We start from the raw sequence: 348 nt of genomic DNA, 5'->3' as shown, positions 1-348 counted from the left end.
CGAGCGCATGCGCTTTGGCACCTACCTGGCCCTGTCGGCCGCCGTCTCGGCGCTGATCTACCCGGTGTTCGGGCACTGGGCCTGGGGCAGCGCCGACGACAGCGGCCTGGGCTGGCTGCGGGCGCTGGGGTTTGTGGACTTCGCCGGCTCGACCGTGGTGCACAGCGTGGGCGGCTGGGTGGCGGTGGTGGCGGTGGTGCTGGTCGGGCCCCGCAGCGGCCGCTTTGCCGAAGGCGACACGCCAGCGGCCATCCCCGCCGGCAACCTGCCGCTGGCCATGCTGGGCTGCCTGTTGCTGTTTTTCGGCTGGATCGGCTTCAACGGCGGCAGCACGCTGGGCTTCACCGA

1 pseudogene is annotated in these 348 nt (G+C 72.1%); it reads left to right on the top strand.

What is annotated here, in order from left to right:
- Nucleotides 1-348: pseudogene (locus HA630_RS27225) on the top strand (ammonium transporter); the annotation flags it as partial.

The organism is Aquabacterium sp. A08 (genome assembly GCF_011742065.1).
Note: the sequence above shows the minus strand (reverse complement) of the source record. Positions and strands in the feature narration are given on the sequence as shown.